Origin of the sequence: Pseudomonas sp. Leaf129 (assembly GCF_001423465.1) — a bacterium.
Classification (GTDB): Bacteria; Pseudomonadota; Gammaproteobacteria; order Pseudomonadales; family Pseudomonadaceae; genus Aquipseudomonas; species Aquipseudomonas coleopterorum.
The window spans coordinates 243,965-264,037 of record NZ_LMOC01000001.1 but is presented as its reverse complement, the minus strand read 5'-3'; the positions used below and the strand labels follow the sequence as shown (position 1 = coordinate 264,037).

Below are 20,073 nucleotides of genomic sequence, written 5' to 3'. Positions count from 1 at the left end.
CTCAAACCTCGAATTCATCCAGCCAGCGGGCCATGTCATTCAGCCGCTCGCGGTGATCGGCGGCTGCGGCGAACACGTCGCTGGGCAGTTGCCGGGCCAACTTCTGCACGGTGACGTGATCGAAGAAAGCGTTGATCGGTAGGTGACAGCCGTGACGCTGCTGTAACTGGGCGCGCACCTGCATGACGCTCAGCGAATGCCCGCCCAGCTCGAAGAAACTGTCGGTGACACCGATCTGTTCCAGACCCAAGACCTCGGCCCAGATCGCCACGAGGGCGTGCTCTGCATCGGTGTTCGGCGGGACATGGGCACTGGAGCTGCCCTGCCCTTCGGGCTGTGGGAGGCGCTTGCGATCCAGCTTGCCGTTGGCCGACAGCGGCATCGCTTCGAGTTGCAGCAGGCGCCACGGCACCATGTACTCAGGAACGTGCTGGCCGAGGTGAAATTTAAGCGCAGCCTCGTCGGCGGCGTCGCCGACCCAGTAGCCCAGTAGTTGGTTGTCTGCGGCAACCACCACGCATTCGCGCACCGCCGGGTGAGCCAGCAGCACCGCTTCGATCTCACCTAGCTCGATACGCAGGCCACGCAATTTCACCTGGTGATCGAGACGGCCGAGGTAGTCTATGGCGCCGTCCGCGCGCCAGCGCGCCAGGTCGCCGCTGCGGTACATGCGTGAGCCAGGCGCGCCGTAGGGGTTGGCTACGAAGCGTTCGGCGGTCAGCGCGGGGCGGCCCAGATAGCCACGCGCCAGGTTGATGCCGGCGATGTACAACTCACCGGCCACACCCACGGGTACCGGATTGAGATCGGCATCGAGGATGTGGATCTGCGTGTTGGCGATGGGCCGACCGATCGGCACGCTGCCACCGTCGTCGCGGCAGGCCCAAGCGGTGACGTCGATCGCCGCTTCGGTCGGTCCGTACAGGTTATGCAGTTCGCTGGACGTCTGCGCCAGCACCTGGCGCTGCAATTCGGCCGGCAGGGCTTCGCCGCTGCAGATGATGCGCTTGAGCGAGATGCAGGCAGGCAACTCGCCTGCCGACACGAACGCTTGCAGCATCGACGGCACGAAGTGCAGCGTGGTGATGCCGTGCTCGACGATCAGCTCGCGCAGCGCTTGCGGATCACGGTGCGCACCGGGCGGTGCCATGACCAATGCGGCGCCGCTGAGCAGCGGCCAGAAGAATTCCCATACCGATACGTCGAAGGTGTACGGGGTTTTCTGTAGCACCCGGTCATGGACGGTAAGACCGTATTCGGCTTGCATCCATTGCAGTCGGTTGAGCAGACCGGCGTGGCGATTGCCAACGGCCTTGGGCTTGCCGGTGGAGCCGGAGGTGTAGAGGCAGTAGACGAGGTTTTCCGGGCTGATGACGACGTTCGGCGAGGTGGTCAATTGTGCGTCCAGCTGGAGGCGCTCCAACGCGTGCACCGGCCCCCTGACTTCGCCCGACCATGTGTTCAACAGATGACTCTGAGTCAGCAACAACGGACTGCCACTGTCTTCGAGCATGCCCTGCAGCCGCTCCCGCGGGTGCTCCGGGTCCAGCGGCAGATACGCACCGCCCGCCTTGATCACACCCAGCAACGCCACCACCAACTCAACCGAACGCTCGGCACAGACGGCGACCGGCACATCCGGACCAACGCCTTGAGCTTGCAGCCAATGAGCAAGCTGATTGGCGCGGGCATCGAGTTCGGCATAGCTCAAACGCGTGTCGCCATTGACCAACGCCAATGCATCGGGTGTGGCACGCACCTGTTCGGCGATCAACGCCGACAGGCTTGGATACAGCGGATACCCGCTATCGGTCGCGTTCCACGCTTCGATCTGCTGGACCTCGGCAGGGCTCAGCAAGGTCAGGCTGGCCAGCGGACGCTGGCTGTCCTCGAACTGGGCCAACAGCCCGGCCAGGTGTTCGCTGAAGCGCAGGACATCGGCTTCGATGAACGCGTCCTGGCGGTAGCTGAACTCGATCTGCAACTGCGCGCCCGCGTGGATCACCAGAGTCAGCGGGTAATGGGTGGTTTCGTGGCGCTGCACGGGCGAGAAGCGCAAACCGCTGGCCTCACCGAGGGCCTGTTCCACCGGATAGTTTTCGAACACCAGCAGCGTATCGAACAACGCCTGGCCACCTTGCCCGGCCCAACCCTGGATCTCGAACAGCGGTGTGTGTTCATGTTCACGCAGCGCACTGTTCAAGCCCTGCAACTGCCGCAGCCAGTCGCCCAGCGGCTGCCGAGGGGGCGGCGTCTGAATCACCGGCAATGTGTTGATAAACAGGCCCAGCGTGCGTTCAGACTCGGGCAACTGCGCCGGGCGACCGGCCACCGTTGCGCCGAACGCCACCGTAGCCTGCCCGCTGTAGCGCTGCAGCAACAGGCTCCAGGCACCTTGCACCAAGGTGTTCAAGGTGACCCGCTCGCGGCGGGCGATGGCGCTCAGGCGTGCGGTCGTCGCCGCATCGCATTGCCAGAGGTGCTGGCGGTGACCCACGCCCTCGCCCGCGCCGCTCACCGTGCTGGCGAGCAAGGTCGGCTCGTTCAGATCGACCAGGCGTTCACGCCAGAACCGTTCGCGCTCGGCCAGATCGCGTTGCTGCAGCCATTGCACGTAGTCGACGAAACGTCCGGCCGGTTCGGCAGGCGGCGTGCCGCGATAGTGCTGCAAAACCTCGGCAATCAGCCGCGACGAACTCCAGCCGTCGAGCAACAGGTGATGGCTGGTGAGAATCAACTGGTAGCGTTGCTCGTCCAGGCGCACCAGCAGCACGCGAAGCAGGGGCGCCTGCGCCAGATCGAAGCCTTGGTCACGCTCCTCGTTCGCCAACGCCTCGACCGCACCGTCGCCCTGGCTCCGGTCACGCCAGTCGAGCAGGCGCACCACCGACGGCACGCTGCGCCGCACGGCTTGCAAGGGCTGGCTCAACCCTTCCCAGAGGAACGCGGTGCGCAGCACGTCGTGACGAGCGACGGTGGCATCCCAAGCCTGTTGGAAGCGCGCTGCATCCAGGCCGTCGATGGCCAGGCTCAGTTGGTTGAGGTAATGGCTTTCATCGGGCGATTGCAAGGTATGGAAGAGCATGCCCTGCTGCAACGGCGACAGCGGATACAGCGCTTCGGTATCGGCGGGCAGTTGCAGGCCATCCAGCGTCGCTTGATCCAGCCCGGCCAAGGCGAAGTCCGAAGGCGTGAAACGCTGTGCGTCGGGCTGCAGGCAATGTTCGATGAGCTGCTGCAACTCGTCGCACCAGGCTTGGGCCAAAGGCTCGACCCAAGCCGAGGCGAGCCGCGCGCCGCTGTACTGCCAGTTCATGTGCAGCTCACCCTGGCGCACCTGGGCGTTGATGACCAGCTCATTGCCCAGCGGCGCATCGGGCGCCTGATCATCGCCGCCACGCTCGCGGGCAAGGCGGAACAAGCCCTGGCCCTCCATGCCCAGATCGGTCTGGCCAAGGTAGTTGAAGGTGATCGAGGGTTGCGACCCGGCAGCCAGTTCGGCGCGCACCTGCGGCTCGCCCAGGTAGCGCAGGATGCCGTAGCCCATACCGTGATCGGGGACCTGGCGCAGCTGTTCCTTGATGCCGCGAATCGCCACGCCGGCGTCCGCTCCCGGGTCGGTGTGCAGGCGCACCGGGTAGACACTGGTGAACCAGCCGACGCTGCGGCTCAGGTCGACATCGCTGTATTGCGCCGGGACCTCGCGACCATGGCCTTCCAGGGCGATCAGCAAACTCTGACCGCCGGTGGCGCGCAAGACCACACGGGCCAGCGCGGTGAGCAGCAGATCATCGACGCGGCTGCGATAGGCCTGCGGCGCCTGGGTCAGCAACTGACGCGTGAGGGGCTCGGCCAGGCGCACCTGACACTCGCGGACCTGGTCACGACGGCGGCTGCCCGCAGCGTCCAGCAGCGGCAGGCTGACGGCCCCGGCCGCAACCGTAGCGCGCCAGAAATCCAGCTCCGCCAGGCGCGCGGGCGCCTGCTTCAGGAGCACTTCGCCCCAGCGCTGGAACGCACTGGTCTTGTGCCCAAGGGTCGGCGTCTGGCCCGCCTGCAACTGTTCATACACACGTTGCAGATCATCGAGCAGGATGCGCCACGACACACCGTCCACCACCAGGTGGTGAGCCACCAGCAACAGGTGCTGCCCCTGCGCCGTGTCGAGCAGCAGCGCGCGCAGCAGCGGGCCTTCGCTCAGATTCAGCAGGGCTTGGCTGCGGCTGCACGCCTGGGTCATTTGCGCGCTGTCGGTGACCTGCAACTGGTCCAGCGGCACTGTGGCCGTTTCGGCGTAAGACTGCTGCCAGTGCCCGTCGTCGTCCTCGACGAAACGCAGGCGCAAGGCGTCGTGGTGGGTCACCAAAGTCTGCAGGGCCGGTTCGAGCAGCGTGGCGTCCAAGGGTTCGGTCGGCTGCAGCAGGACGGACTGGTTCCAGTGCTGCCGCGCGCTGATCGGGCTTTCGAAAAACCACGCCTGGATCGGCGTCAAGGTCGCTGCACCGGTGACCGGCCCCTGCGCCTGGACAACATTTGCCTGGCGCTTGGCAACCTGGGCCAAGGCCCGAACGGTCTGCTGTTCGAACACCTGCCTGGGCGTCAGCAGCACACCGGCCAGACGCGCCCGGCCAACCAGTTGCAGGGACACGATGGAGTCGCCGCCCAGTTCGAAGAAGTTTTCGTTCGCGCCCACTCGCTCCACCCCCAGCAGCTGTTGCCAGAGCCCAGCCAGCACGATCTCTACTTCCCCTTGGGGTGCAAGGAAATCGCCACTCTGCTCGTGCCAGTCCGGAATCGGCAGCGCAGCCCGGTCGAGCTTGCCGTTGGGCGTTACCGGCAATTGCGGCAACCACAGCAAGCGGGACGGGATCATGTAGTCCGGCAACTGCTCGGCCAGCGCCTGCTTGACCCGAGATTCCAGAGTCGATTCATCTGCCGTCGACGCGGCTACGCCATAGGCGACCAGCCGCACACCGGACGGTGAAGGCCGGGCCAGCACCACGCAGCTCTCGACCTCGGGGTGCTGCTGAATGCATGCCTCGACCTCGCCGGGCTCGATGCGATAGCCGCGAATCTTGATCTGCTGGTCGATGCGACCCACGTATTCGATGACCCCGTCAACGCCCCACAGCACGCGGTCGCCGGTGCGGTACATGCGCGCACCGGGTGCGCCGAACGGATCCGGCACGAAGCGCTCGGCGCTGAGCGCCGGTCGGTCATGGTACTCACGGGCCAGGCCGCTGCCGCCCAGGTACAGCTCGCCGCTGACCCCGGCCGGCACCGGTTGCAGGCGCGCGTCGAGAATGTAGGCACGACGATCACCCACCGGTCGACCGATGGGCGCGTAGGCCGACCGGCAGACCTGGCTCGCAGCGACCTTCCATACCAGCGGCGTGACCACGGTTTCGGTGGGCCCGTAGCCGTTGATCAAGGTGCGCGGCGCCAGGGTCTGGCGAATGCGTTCGAAGTTGGCCTGGGGCATGGCTTCGCCACCGAAGGAATACAGGTCCAGCGCCGGCGCCTGCCGCTGCGCCTGGGCTTCGGCGGCGAGCTGCGTCAGGTACACCGGCGGGAAGCCGGCGTTGGTGACCTGCTGTTCGGCCAAGGTCTGCAGGGTGCGCGCCGCCGACCACAGTTCTTCGTCGCGCAGCACCAGGCTGGCGCCACAGGTCAGGGCAGTCATCCAGCGCTCATGGGCGCCGTCGAACGCGAATGAGATGAAGTGGAATTCGCGGGAGGCCTCGCTCATGTCGTACAACGGCGCGGTGGCAGCGCAATGCATGGCCAGCGGACCATGAGCGACCGCAACCCCTTTGGGCGTGCCGCTGGAACCGGAGGTGTAGATCAGGTAGGCGAGGTTCTGCGCCTGCACATCGACCTCGGGGGCGTGCTCGCTGTAGTCGTCGAGCGCCTCGCGGTCGAGGTCCAGCAGCGGCAGTCCCGGCGTTTTAGGCAATCTCTCGAGCGCCAGCTGCTCGGTGATCAGCAGGCTCATGCCACTGTCCTGCAGCACATACCCCAGACGTTCGCGGGGGTAATCCAACGCCAGCGGCACGAAGGCGGCACCGGCCTTGGCCACGGCGAGCAACGCCACCAGCAGCCGATTGGAGCGCTGCAGCGCCACGCCGACGCGCATTTCCGCACCGATGCCGCGGGCAATCAGGGCATGGGCCAGACGGTTGGCCTGCCGCTCCAGTTCACCGCGGGTGAGGGTCTCACCGGCGCAGATCAAGGCGACGCGCTGCGGATCGGCAGCGGCATGGGCGGCAATGCGCTGCGGCACACTGAGGAACGCGTGCGGCGCGTAGTCCGAGGTGCCCCAGGCCATGACCTGGCGGTATTCGCGGCTGTCGAGCGGGCTGATTGCCGCCAGCGGCTGCTGGGCGTCTGCGATCAGGCCGAGCAGCAGGCTGTTGAGGTGCTGCACCAGCGCCTCGATGCGGACCGCGGCAAACGCATCGCGGCGGTAGCCGAAGGTGATGTCCAGCGTCTCACCGGCGAAGATCGCCACGGACAACGGATAATGGGTGGCTTCACGCGTGCTCGATGCTTCGATACGCACGCCGCTGCGCTGGCGCATGGCGTGGTCGACAGGGTAGTTTTCGAACACCAGCAGGCTGTCGAACAGGCTTTGCCCGCTCAACCCTGCCCAACGCAGAATGTCCGCCAGTGGCGTGTGTTCGTACTCCCCCGCGTCGGCGCTGCGGGCTTGCAGCTCGCGCAGCCATTCACCTACTTTTTCGCCCGGCTCGACACTGCCGATCACCGGAACGGTATTGATGAACAGCCCCACCACCGACTCGGCATCGTCGAGCGCCGTGGGCCGGCCCGATACGGTCGTGCCGAACGCCACCTGCGCCTGCCCGGTGTAGGTTTGCAGCAAGAGAATCCAGGCGCCCTGCACCAGGGTGTTGAGGGTCACCCGCTGGCGACGGGCGAATTGGCGCAGGCGCTGGGTGTCCTGGGCCGACAGGCCGCTGCGGATCACCCCATGACCGGTTGCATCGCTCAGACCTTGAGTGTCCTGGGCCGGCAGGCTTTGAGCGAGCAGCGTCGGTCCGTCCAGCGCAGCCAGGCGCGCCTGCCAGTACGCTTGCGCAGCCTCGCTGTCGCGGGTACCCAACCAGGCGATGTAGTCGCGATACTGGCTGCGCGGCGCAAGCGGCTGCTCGCCCGCGTAACGTTGCAGCACCTCGCCGATCAGGCGCGCACTGCTCCAGCCATCCAGCAGAATGTGGTGGAAGGTCCAGATCATGCGGCAACGGTTGGCGTCCAGTTGCAACAACTGCACCCGTTGCAGCGGCAGGCAGGTGAGGTCGAACCCTTTCGAGCGCTCTGCAGCCGCCCAGTCGTCCAGCGCCTGCTGGCTGAGCCCACGGGCATCGTGCACCTGAGCCACGGCCGGGCAGCGGCGCAGAACGGCCTGCAGCGGCACCTGCAGTTCGCCCTGGCCGAGGAACACGCTGCGCAAGGTGGCGTGCTGCTGCACGGTACTGTCCCAGGCCTGCAGGAACCGCTGCAGATCCAGCCCTTCGAGCACCACATCGATCTGATTGACGTAGGCCGCCTGGGCATCGCCTTGCAGGCTGTGGAACAGCAGGCCTTGCTGCAGCGGCGACAGCGGATAGAGGTCTTCCACGTCGCGTGCGGTCAGAAGCAAGGCGTCGAGTTGGGCCTGGGTCAGTCCGGCCAGCGGTACGTCGGCAGGTGTCAGCGCCGCGTTCGCCGGGGCCAGGCAGTGGGCGGCGAGCAGGCTCAGTTCGGCGCGCAGGTCGTCCAGCAGACACTCCAGTTGCGAGGGGCTGTAATGACTTGCATCGGCCCGGGCGTCGAAGTGCAGTTGGCCTTCCACCAGGCGTGCATTGACGGTCAATGCATGGCTGAGCGGCGCCTGGTCGTCGCGCTGCCGGCCCTGCGGTTCACTGGCCAGGGTGAACAGACGCTGAGCATCGAAGCCGGTGTCGTATTGGCCCAAATAGTTGAACATCACCTGTGGCGGGGCCTGCTCGGCGAGCGATGCCTGGGCGGACGACGGGCCCATATAACGCAGCACGCCGTAGCCGATGCCCTTGTTCGGCACCTGGCGCAGTTGTTCCTTGACCGCCTTGATGGCCGTGCCCAGATCGCCCAGGCCCGGACTCAGGCGCACCGGGTACAGGCTGGTGAACCAACCGACGCTGCGCTCGATGTCCAGGCCGTCGCTGTAGGGCGCGGGCAAGGCGTCACGGCCATGGCTTTCGAGGGCCACGCTCAGCGAGGTCTGGCCGCTGTGTCGGCACAGCACGCGGGCCAGGGCCACCAGCAGCAGTTCATCCAGACGCGTGCGGTAGGCGCCCGGTGCTTCCTTGTGCAGGCGGCGGGTCAGCTCGGCCGGCAGGCGCAGCCGGTGTTCCACGGCCTGGCCTTCGCGACCCAGGGCCTGAGTCGGTTGCCCTTGTGTCTGCGCGTGCCAGTATTCCAGTTCAGCGAGCAGCGCCGGGCTTTGCGCGAAGGCCAGCAGCCGTTCGCCCCATTGCCCGAAGCTGGCACCCACCGGCGCCAGCGTCACCACTCGACCGGCGCTGTGTTGCCGATAGGCGTGCTGCAAGTCCTCCACCAGCACGCGCCAGGACACACCATCCACCACCAGGTGGTGAATCACGATCAACAACCGTTGGCTGCCGTCGCTCAACGCCAGCAACGCGGCGCGCAATACGGGCCCCTCGTTCAGGTCGAGGCTGGCTTGCAGGCGCTCGGCCTCGTGAAGCAAGGTTTCGGCGTCCGGGGCATCGATTTCCACCAGCAGGTCGTCGCGGGTGAACGCGGTGTAGCGTTGCTGCCAGGTGCCGTCGGCACCCTGGTGGTAACGCAGACGCAGGCTGGCGTGGTGCTCGGCCAGAGCCGCCAGGCTGGCGCGCAGTGGCTCGGCCTGCAAGGCCTGCAATGGGCGCAGCAATGCCGACTGGTTCCAGTGCTGAGGCTGGGCAATGTCCTGGCTGAAGAAGTAGTGCTGGATCGGCGTCAGCGGCGCCGGCCCGCGGGCCACGGTCGGCACCCGCTCGGCACACTGGCGGGCGCTACGTGCGGCCTGCGCCAGCGCGGCGAGGGTCGGGTGCAGGAACAGATCTCGCGGGCTCAGCTGCCACCCTGCCTGTCGCGCCCGACTGATCACCTGCAAGGACAGAATGGAGTCACCGCCCAGTTCGAAAAAGTTGTCGGCGACACCCACCTGTTCGACGCCCAAGACCTCGGCCCAGATCGACGCCAAGGCCCGTTCGACCTCGCTGCGCGGTGCGACGTAGGCCTCGACGGCGACCTGCCCCTCGGGCGCTGGCAATTGCTTGCGATCGAGCTTGCCGTTGGCCGACAGCGGCATGGCTTCGAGCGGTACGAGGCGCCACGGCACCATGTAGTCGGGCACGTGCTGGCCTAGATGGGTCTTGAGTTCGGCTTCATCGATCGCGTCCCCCACCCAGTAACCGATCAGTCTTTCATCACGGGCAACGACCACGCTTTCCTGTACGTTCGGGTGAGCCAACAGCACCGCTTCGATCTCGCCCAGTTCGATACGCAGCCCGCGCAATTTGACTTGGTGATCAAGACGACCGAGGTAGTCGATGGCGCCGTCCGCACGCCAGCGCGCCAGGTCGCCGCTGCGGTACAGGCGCGAGCCGGGGGTGCCGTAGGGGTTGGCGACGAAGCGCTCGGCAGTCAGCGCAGGGCGGCCCAGATAACCACGCGCCAGGTTGACGCCGGCGATGTACAACTCACCGGCCACACCCACGGGTACCGGATTGAGATCGGCATCGAGGATGTGGATCTGCGTGTTGGCGATGGGACAGCCGATCGGCACGCTGCTGCCGTCTTCACGACAGGCCCAAGCGGTGACGTCGATCGCCGCTTCGGTCGGTCCGTACAGGTTATGCAGTTCGCTATTGGTCTGCGCCAGCACTTGGCGCTGCAACTCGGCCGGAAGGGCTTCGCCGCTGCAGATGATGCGCTTGAGCGAGGTGCAGGCCGGCAACTCGCCTGCCGACACGAACGCTTGCAGCATCGACGGTACGAAGTGCAGCGTGGTGATGCCGTGCTCGACGATCAGCTCACGCAACGCTTGCGGGTCTCGGTGCGCACCGGGCAGCGCCATGACCAGCGCGGCACCGCTGAGCAGCGGCCAGAAGAATTCCCATACCGATACGTCGAAGGTGTACGGGGTTTTCTGCAACACCCGATCATGGGCGGTGAGGCCGTATTCGGCCTGCATCCATTGCAGTCGATTGAGCAGACCGGCGTGGCGATTGCCAACGGCTTTGGGTTTACCGGTGGAGCCTGAGGTGTACAGGCAGTAGACGAGGTTTTCCGGGCCGATGACGACGTTCGGCGCATTCGTGGGTTGGCCGCCAAGCGGCAGAAGCTCAAGTGCATAAACCGGTACGCGTGCCCAGGCGTCCATCAGGTGCTTCTGAGTCAGCAACAACGGACTGCCACTGTCTTCGAGCATGCCCTGCAGCCGCTCCTGCGGATGCTCCGGGTCCAACGGCAGATACGCACCGCCTGCCTTGATCACACCCAGCAACGCCACCACCAACTCCACCGAGCGCTCTGCACACACCGCAACCGGCACATCCGGCCCAACACCTTGAGCTTGCAGCCAATGGGCAAGCTGATTGGCGCGGGCATCCAGCTTGGCATAGCTCAAACGCGTGTCGCCATGGACCAACGCCAGCGCATCGGGTGTGGCGCGCACCTGCTCGGCAATCAGCGCAGGCAGGCTCGCGTAGGATGGATAGTCTTCTAGGGTCGCGTTCCAAGCGGTCAATTGCGCCTGCTCGGCCGGTGTCAGCGGCGCCAGTTCATGCAGCGCGCGCTCGGGCTGTTCGAGCACCTGTTCGAGCAGGTGCACGAAGTGCGCGTGCCACGCCTGCACGGTGGCAGCCTCAAGCAGGTCGGTGGCGTAGCTGAAGGTCGCGGTAATCTGGCCTTGGGGGTTTTCTTCGGTGGTCAGGGCCAGGTCCAGCTGAGCGGTCTGGGCCGTCTGCTCCAGCCGCTCGAACACCAGGCCGCCCGCCTCCACCTCACGGTCGCCACGTTGCAAGTGGTTGAACAGCACCTGAAACAACGGGTTGCGGCCCAGGCTGCGCGCCGGTTGCAGCGCCTCGACCAGGTGTTCGAAGGGCACGTCCTGGTGAGCCTGAGCCTGCAACGCCTGTTCACGCACGGCCTTGAGCTGGTCGACGAAAGACGCTTGCCGCGCCACCTGCAGCGGCCAGACCTGAGTATTGACGAAACAGCCCATCAAACCCTGGGTGGCTGGGGACGTGCGATTGGCCACCGGAATGCCGATACGCAACTGCGACTGACCACACAGCCGGCCGAGCCATACCCCGTACGCCGCCAGCAGGACCATGAACGGCGTGGCGTGCTGGGCGCGGGCGAACTGGCGCAGGCGCTGGCTGAGGGCGTCGGGCAAGGCTTTGCCGACCCGGGCGCCGCGGTAGCTGGGCAAGCCGGGCCGCAGATGATCCACCGGCAACTCCAGCACCGGTTCCTCGGTGCCCAGGCGCTCGCACCAGTACGTCAGCTGCTGCTCGCCCTCACCCGCTTCCAGCCACAGGCGCTGCCAACGGGCGTAGTCGCTGTACTGAATCTCGAGGCTGGGCAAGGCATCGGCATCGCCCCGCAGACGGCGGGCGTAGCCGCTGGCCAACTCTTCGACGAAGAGCTCGACCGAGACGCCATCGGCAACGATGTGGTGCAAGGTGACCAGCAAGGCATGCCGCTCGGCCTCGCAACGCACCAGGCACAAACGCAGCAAGGGGCCTTGGGTCAGGTCGAACGGTCGTGTGGCCTGCTCTTGCGCCAGACGCGCCAACGCCGCATCGCGGGCCGACACCGATACGTCGCTGAGGTCTTCGCGGCTCAGCGTCACGGTGCAGGCATCGACGTCGTGCACGCGCACCACCGGTTCGCCGTCCTGAGTGGGGAAGTCGCTGCGCAGCACCGCGTGTCGGGCCACGATGTCGGCAATCGCCGCCTGCAAAGCGGCCTCGTTCAGCTCGCCGGACAGTCGCAGGCCACCGGTGATGTGATAGGCGCTCGCCGTCGGCTCCAACTGCCAGAGCAGCCATAGCCGCTTCTGACTGTAGGACAACGGTGATTGCGCCTCGGGAGGTGCCGGGACGATCGGCAAGCGACGGGCGTCGATGCCTTTTGCGCGCAGTTGCTGCAGAAATATCCGCTGCTTTTGCGCTGGAAGCGCGTTGAACCGTTCCGCCAACGGGCGCAACGGATCGTCACGCAGGCTCGGGCCGTGGGGTTGGCTCAGGTCGTTCATTCGATGCGCTCCAGTTCGTTCAGCAATTGGGTCATGGCGTCCACCTCCTCTTCGGGGGCGTGCGCCGGAATGTGCTCCAGGTGCCGAGCGAGTGCCTCGACGGTGGGTGTGTCGAACACCGCGCCGAGATGAATCTGTACGCCCAATTGGTGGCGGATCTGCGAAGCCAGACGGGTCGCGAGCAGCGAATGCCCGCCCAGTTCGAAAAAGTCATCCGTCACCCCGACCCGCGCCACGCCCAACACTTCGGACCAGATCCTTGCCAGGTCGCGTTCGGCGGCAGTGCGCGGTTCGACATGCCCCTTGGCGGCCTGAGCCTCGATCTGCGGAAGGCGCTTGCGATCCAGCTTGCCGTTGGCCGACAGCGGCATGGCTTCGAGTTGCAGCAGTCGCCACGGCACCATGTACTCAGGAACGTGCTGGCCGAGGTGAAATTTAAGCGCGGCCTCGTCAACGGCGTCGCCGACCCAGTAGCCCAGCAGTTGGTTGTCTGCGGCAACCACCACGCATTCGCGCACCGCCGGGTGAGCCAGCAGCACCGCTTCGATCTCGCCCAGCTCGATACGCAAGCCGCGCAATTTCACCTGATGATCGAGACGGCCGAGGTAGTCGATGGTACCGTCCTCGCGACAGCGCGCCAGGTCGCCGCTGCGGTACATACGCGAGCCAGGGCCGCCATAGGGGTTGGCGACGAAGCGTTCGGCGGTCAGTGCGGGGCGACTCAGGTAGCCGCGCGCCAGGTTGACGCCGGCGATGTACAACTCACCGGCCACACCCACGGGTACAGGATTGAGGTCGGCATCGAGGATGTGGATCTGCGTGTTGGCGATGGGCCGACCAATCGGCACGCTATTGCTGCCTTCGCGGCAGGCCCAGGCCGTGACGTCGATGGCCGCCTCGGTCGGTCCGTACAGGTTATGCAGTTCGCTATTGGTCTGCGCCAGCACCTGGCGCTGCAACTCCGCCGGCAGGGCCTCTCCGCTGCAGATGATGCGCTTGAGCGAGATGCAGGCTGGCAACTCGCCTGCCGACACGAACGCTTGTAGCATCGACGGCACGAAGTGCAGCGTGGTGATGCCGTGCTCGACGATCAGCTCGCGCAACGCTTGCGGATCGCGGTGCGCACCGGGCGGTGCCATGACCAATGCGGCGCCGCTGAGCAGCGGCCAGAAGAATTCCCATACCGATACGTCGAAGGTGTAAGGGGTCTTTTGCAGCACTCGATCATGGGCTGTCAGGCCGTACTCGGCCTGCATCCACTGCAGTCGGTTGAGCAGACCGGCGTGGCGATTGCCAACGGCTTTCGGCTTGCCGGTGGAGCCTGAGGTATACAGGCAGTAGACGAGGTTTTCAGGGCTGATAAGAACGTCCGGCGCACTCATCGGCAAACCGCCCAGGGGCAGATCTTCGAGCGCATAAACAGGAACATCCGCCTCGCCCGGCCATTTTTTCATCAGGTGCTTCTGAGTCAGCAACAACGGACTGCCACTGTCCTCAAGCATGCCCTGCAAACGCTCCCGCGGATGCTCCGGGTCCAGCGGCAAGTACGCACCGCCGGCCTTGATCACACCCAGCAACGCCACCACCAGCTCCACCGAACGCTCGGCACAGACGGCAACCGGCACATCTGGACCAACGCCCTGCCCTTGCAGCCAGTGGGCAAGCTGATTGGCGCAGGCATCGAGTTCGGCATAGCTCATGCGTGTGTCGCCATGGACCAACGCCAGCGCATCGGGTGTGACGCGCACCTGTTCGGCAATCAGCGCGGGCAGGCTTGGATAAGACGGATACCGGACATCCGTAGCGTTCCAGTCCGACAACTGACGTTGCTGCACCGCATCGAGCAGGCGCAGCTCGCCCAGGCGTAGTGAAGCCGTGTCCAGTGTCGGGGCAGCCATCGCCAGCAACAGGTTGCGCAAATGCTCGCCGATCCGAGCCACGCTGTCCGCCGCGAAAGCGCTCAGCAGATAGCTCAGTTGCACGTTCAGGGTATCGCCGGCATGGATCACCACGGTCAGCGGGTAATGGGTGGTCTCCCGCGAAATGACCTGGCCGAACCGCACGCCACTGCCGCTGCGCAAGGCGCTGTCCACCGGGTAGTTTTCGAACACCAGCACGCTGTCGAACAGCGCCTGGCCACCCTGCCCGGCCCAACGTTGGATATCGAACAGCGGCGTGTGTTCGTGCTCGCGAAGTGTCAGGTTGAGCGATTGCAGCTCGCGCAGCCACTCGCCCAACAAACGCTGCGGGCCGGGCGCCTGAATGACCGGCAAGGTGTTGATGAACAGCCCGAGCATGCGCTCGGCATCGGCCAGCTCGGCTGGGCGGCCGGCCACGGTGGCGCCAAAGGCCACGCTGCGTTGCCCGGTGTAGCGCTGCAAAAGCAGGCTCCAGGCACCCTGCACCAGCGTGTTGAGGGTCACCCGCTCACGTCGGGCGAACGCCGCCAGTGCCGCGGTGGTCGTCTCGTCCACGTGCAGGCGCAGGTCACCGTGCCCCGCCTGCTCGGGCACTGCCGGCAAGGCGTCGGCCAATCGCGTCGGCGCATCCAGGTGACGCAGCTGGTCGGTCCAGAACGCCTCGCTCGCCTGCGCATCCTGACGTGCCAGCCAGGCCAGATAATCGCGATAGGCGCTCGCGCTCGGCACCGGCGACTCGCCGCGATAATGCAAGAGCACTTCTTCGAGCATTCGCGCGGTGGCCCAGCCGTCGAGAAGGATGTGATGGCGGGTCCAGATCAGCTGGTAATCCCGTTCGCCCAGGCGCACCAGCAACAGCCGTTGCAGCGGCGGTTGGCGCAGGTCGAAGCCCTGGTCGCGCTGGGCGTCGGCCAGTTCGGCCAGGTCCAGACGCACCTGCTGCGCAGGGCGTGCGCGCCAGTCCAGGTGCTGCACCGGCGAAGGCAACTGGCGATGAATCCATTGCAGCGGCTGCGGTAGATCGCCTTCCCAGACGAAACCGGCGCGCAGGATCGCGTGCTCGCGGGTGACACGCTCCCAAGCCGCCGCAAACCGCAGGCCGTCCACGTCGCTCAGCGGCACGCTGACCTGATTGACGTAGGTGCTGCGGGTGCCGCCTTGAAGGGCATGAAAAAGCAAACCCTGCTGCAGTGGCGACAAGGGGTACAGGTCCTCAAGGTCGGCCGCGGCCACCGGCAAGGCGTCCAATTGCGCCTGCGTGAGCTGCGCCAGCGGAAAGTCCGCCGGCGTGACGCCCGCGACCCCAGGGCTCAAGCAATGGTCGATCAGACCGGCCAATGTCGCCAGATACCGTTGCGCCAGGGCTTGCACCACGACCGTATCGAAACGCTCGACGCCGTAGCGCCAGCTCACGTGCAGGCAGCCGTCACGTACCTGGCCGGTCACCACCCATTCGCTGTCGGCCTCGGCGCTGGGGTCCAGGGAAGCACCCAGGGGCTCATCGGCCCAGGCGAACAGGCCACCGGCCGAACGACCCGGATCGAACTGGCCGAGGTAGTTGAAGGTGACCTGCGGGGCCGTCCGGGCCGCCAGTTGCTGTGCCAGCTCGCCCCGGTCGAGGTAGCGCAGTACGCCATGACCCAGCCCCTCGCCCGGCACCGCACGCAGCTGTTCCTTGATCGCCTTGATGGCTCGCTCCGGCGCGTCACTGCCGGGCGTGAGTTGCAGTGGGTACAGGGCGGTGAACCAGCCCACGCTACGGCTCAGGTCCATATCCGCATCGGCGTCGGGGGTGCGACCGTGACCTTCCAGGAGGATGTCCACCGCCGACTGGCCACTCCAGTGGCACAGCGTCTGCGCCAGCGAGGTCAACAGCAGCTCGTTGATGCGCGTGCGATAAGCACCATTAGCAGCGCCGAGCAGCGCCTGGGTGCGCGCCGCATCGAGTTGCACGCGCACCTGAGCGGTGTCAGCCAAGGCACGACTGCCGTGCGGATGCTGCACGTTCAGCGAAGCGGCCGGGGTCTGCGCATAGGCGCGCCAGTAGTCGCGCTCGACATCCCTTGCCCCCAGTCGCGCCTCATTGACGAGGTACTCGCCCCACGCCTTGAAGCTGGCCGTGCGCGGAGCCAGTTCAAGTGGCAAACCCGCCAGCGCCTGAGTGTGCAGCCGCGCCAGATCTTCCAGCAGGATGCGCCAGGACACCCCATCCACCACCAGGTGATGGGCGACCAGCAACAGCCGCTGGCTGCCGTCGCCCGGTTCCATGAGCACGGCCTTGAACAGCGGACCCTGACCCAGATCGAAACCACGCTGGGCGTCTTCACACAGCGCAGTGATCACCTCGGGGCCGGCGTCGCCCAGGCTCTGGCACTGCAGCAGCGAGGCCGTAGCCTGCCCGTGGTGTGCGCGCCAGCGGCCTTCGACACGCTGAAAGTGCAGGCGCAGGGCATCGTGATGGGCGTACAGCGCCGTCAGCGCCTTGTCCAGCGCCTGCGCCTGAAGTGTTTGCAGCGGCCGTAGCAGCAATGCCTGATTCCAGTGGCCGGGAAAGGGCACTGCCTGGGCGAAAAAATGCGCCTGAATCGGTGTGATCGGCGCCTCGCCCTGCACCGGGCCGCTATCGACACGGGCGTGGTCCAAGGCCACCGCGACGGCTGCCAAGGCAGCGATGTGTTGATGCTCGAACACATCGCGTGGCTTCAATTGCCATCCCGCCTGCCGCGCCCGGCTGATCACCTGCAAGGACAGAATGGAGTCGCCGCCCAGTTCGAAGAAGTTGTCGGCGACACCCACTTGTTCGACGCCCAAGACCTCGGCCCAGATCGTTGCCAAGGCCCGTTCGACCTCGCTGCGCGGTGCAATGTAGGCCTCGACGGCTACCTGTCCTTCGGGCGTCGGCAGCTGCTTGCGGTCCAGCTTGCCGTTGGCCGACAGCGGCATCGCTTCGAGCTTTACGAGGCGCCACGGCACCATGTAGTCGGGCACGTGCTGGCCTAGATGGGTCTTGAGTTCGGCTTCATCGGTGTCGCCGCCTACCCAGTAACCGATGAGTCTCTCGTCAGGGGCGATGACCACACTTTCCTGTACGTTCGGGTGAGCCAGCAGCACCGCTTCGATCTCGCCCAGCTCGATACGCAGGCCGCGCAATTTGACCTGGTGATCGAGACGGCCAAGGTAGTCGATGGTGCCGTCCGCGCGCCAGCGCGCCAGGTCGCCGCTGCGGTACATGCGCGAGCCGGGGGTGCCGTAGGGGTTGGCGACGAAGCGCTCGGCGGTCAATGCGGGGCGACCCAGGTAACCACGCGCCAGGTTGATGCCAGCAATATACAACTCACCCGCCACCCCGACCGGCACCGGATTGAGATCGGCATCCAGAATGTGGATCTGCGTATTGGCGATGGGCCGACCGATCGGCACGCTGCGACCGTCTTCGCGGCAGGCCCAGGCCGTGACATCGATGGCCGCTTCGGTCGGACCGTACAAGTTATGCAGTTCGCTGGACGTCTGCGCCAGCACCTGGCGCTGCAACTCCGCCGGCAAGGCTTCGCCGCTGCAGATGATGCGCTTGAGCGAGATGCACGTCGGCAACTCACCCGCCGACACGAACGCTTGCAGCATCGACGGTACGAAGTGCAGCGTGGTGATGCCGTGCTCGACGATCAGCTCGCGCAGTGCTTGTGGATCGCGGTGTGCACCAGGCGGTGCCATGACCAGCGCGGCGCCGCTGAGCAACGGCCAGAAGAATTCCCATACCGATACGTCGAAGGTGTAAGGAGTCTTTTGCAATACTCGGTCACTGGCGGTCAGGCCGTATTCGGCTTGCATCCATTGCAGTCGGTTGAGCAGACCGGCGTGTCGATTACCGACGGCTTTCGGCTTGCCGGTGGAGCCCGAGGTGTACAGGCAATAGACGAGGTTTTCCGGGCTGATGAGAACGTCCGGCGCGCTCATCGGCAAGCTGCCCAAGGGCAGATCTTCCAGTGCATAAACAGGAACACCCGCCTCGCCCGACCATTTTTCTACCCACTCACTCTGAGTCAGCAACATTGGACTGCCACTGTCTTCGAGCATGCCCTGCGAGCGCTCGCGCGGGTGCTCCGGATCCAGCGGCAGATAGGCGCCGCCCGCCTTGATCACGCCCAGCAACGCCACCACCAATTCCACCGAGCGCTCGGCACACACCGCAACCGGCACATCCGGCCCGACGCCCTGCCCTTGCAGCCAATGGGCAAGCTGATTGGCCCGGGCATTCAGTTCGGCGTAGCTCAAACGCGTATCGCCATGGACCAACGCCAACGCATCGGGCGTCGCACGCACCTGTTCGGCGATCAGCGCAGGCAGGCTCGGATACTGCGGGTAGCCACTGTCGGTCGCGTTCCAGGCGCTCAATTGGTACAGCTCGGCAACATCCATCAGCGGCAGGCTGAACACCGACCGATCGGGCGCGGCGACCATGCCCTGCACGAGCTGAGCAAGATGCTGGCCCATGCGCGCGATGGTCGCAGCGTCATAGAGCGCGATGACGTACTCCAGCCGGCAATCGATGCCGTCAGGGTTGGCAATGACATCGAGGGTGAGGTCGAAACGCGCACTCTCCAGCTCCACGTCCAACACCTGCACCTGCAATCCCGGCAGTTGCAGCGCCTGGGCATCCCGCGAATGGCGAAAGTTGAACAGCACCTGGAACAGCGCCGTGTGATGCAGATCGCGGCTCAGATTCAGGCCGTCCATGACGCACTCGAAGGGAAAATCCGATTGCTCCAGCGCGACACGGCTTTGCTCGCGCAAACGGCAGCACAGCGCGCGCGTGGTCAGCGCAGGCTCCAGCCGTGCGCGGTACACCTGGGTGTTGACGAAGAAACCGACGATGTTCTGCACCTGGGCATGACTGCGCGCAGCGTTGGGCACACCGACGGCAAAGTCGCGCTGGCCGCTGTAGCGCGCCAACAGCACTTGCCAGGCGCCCAGTAACACCACGAAAGGCGAGCACTGCTGCAATCGGCAGAATTCTCGCAGTGCCTGGGCCGTACTGGCCGGCAGCCGAAGGTCATGACGCGCCGCTTCCAGGCGCGGTTCGGCGCGACGCGGTCGGTCGCTGGGCAGTTCGAGCACGGGCACGTCCTGGCCCAGATAATCACGCCAGTAGGCCTGTGCCTGGCGGCCGGCCTGGCCGGCCACGTACTTGCGCTGCCAGGTCGCGTAGTCGGCGTACTCCAGCGGCAGTTTCGGCAAGGCGCGGTCGTGGCCTTGCAGGGCAGCGGCATAAGCCTGGCCGAGGTCGGCAATCAGCAGCGGGTTCGACCAGGCGTCTGCAACGATGTGATGCAGGCACAACAGCAACACGGCACCGCCGGGGTAGCGCAGCAGACTGGCGCGCAGCAGCGGTGCCCGACCCAGGTCGAAGGGCACGGCGACGCGTTGGCGCAGGGCGGCTTGCAGCCCTGTGTCGTCAGACAGGTCAACGCATTCCAGATGAAATTCCACCTCGGGATCGATGACCTGCAGAGGTTGCCCATCGACCTGCACGAAACGCGTGCGCAGGCTGGCATGGCGCTCGATCAGTCGGCGCAGGGCGGCCTGCAAGGCCGGGACATTCGGCTGGCCTTGAATCTGCAGCGCGCGAGCCGAGTTATAGGCCGGGCTGTGTACGTCATATTGTTGAAGAAACCACAAACGGCGCTGGGCGAACGACAGTGGCGCCGGTCCATCTTCGGTGCGGCGGACCGGCCCGCTGGGTGTGGCTGGCGCTGCATCGTCCAGTCCTTCGTCATCCAGTAACAGGGCAAGCAACTCGTCGCGGTCGATATCGGTCATGGTCAATCCAGTTCGCAAAAGAGGGGG

2 protein-coding genes are annotated in these 20,073 nt (G+C 65.8%); both read right to left on the bottom strand.

Translation table 11 applies throughout. The annotated features are described in order from the left end of the window. Position 1: 1 nt before the first annotated feature. Entirely contained in the window at positions 2–12,310 is a 12,309-nt protein-coding gene (locus ASF66_RS01225; RefSeq protein ID WP_056842392.1) for a non-ribosomal peptide synthetase, read from the bottom strand. Then, entirely contained in the window at positions 12,307–20,046 is a 7,740-nt protein-coding gene (locus ASF66_RS01220) for a non-ribosomal peptide synthetase (protein WP_056842391.1), read from the bottom strand. The genes ASF66_RS01225 and ASF66_RS01220 overlap by 4 nt, the downstream gene beginning before the upstream one ends. Between the last annotated feature and the right edge of the window lie 27 nt (positions 20,047–20,073).

Bases quoted from the DNA above. Each gene is read 5' to 3' on its own strand.
- ASF66_RS01225 (WP_056842392.1), bottom strand. From the start codon at position 12,310: ATGAACGACCTGAGCCAACCCCACGGCCCGAGCCTGCGTGACGATCCG.
- ASF66_RS01220 (WP_056842391.1), bottom strand. From the start codon at position 20,046: ATGACCGATATCGACCGCGACGAGTTGCTTGCCCTGTTACTGGATGAC.